We start from the raw sequence: 309 nt of genomic DNA, 5'->3' as shown, positions 1-309 counted from the left end.
TGGGCGACAACTTGGTGGTGAAAGTCCACTACAGGCTTTGCAGTAGGAACTGTTAGTGAATGACAAGGGTGTCCACCGTGAGGTGGAATCTGAAGGAAGTCGGACGCAAAAGCTCGCACTGACGAACTGTAGAAAAGCATTCTATACCGATAAAAAAGAGGCGAAAAAAGGCAATGTGATCTAGCAGACGTGAATACACTGCTGGATCACATTGCTTTTTTTCTTGTCAAATGTCTCCAGCAAAGGTAAAATAAGGAAACGTATACAAATCTGACAGAAAGAAAGAGAGAAAAGGCGACAGCATTGGAG

1 protein-coding gene is annotated in these 309 nt (G+C 43.7%); it reads left to right on the top strand.

Features of this window, described 5'->3' with window-relative positions; all coding sequences use genetic code 11:
- Nucleotides 1–55: 55 nt before the first annotated feature.
- Nucleotides 56–184, top strand: coding sequence for a hypothetical protein (locus tag ACYQ2O_RS13085; protein WP_459771516.1), 129 nt, complete (start codon nucleotides 56–58; stop codon nucleotides 182–184).
- Nucleotides 185–309: the final 125 nt, after the last annotated feature.

Source organism: Alkalibacterium sp. m-11 (assembly GCF_054658155.1).
Note: the sequence above shows the minus strand (reverse complement) of the source record. Positions and strands in the feature narration are given on the sequence as shown.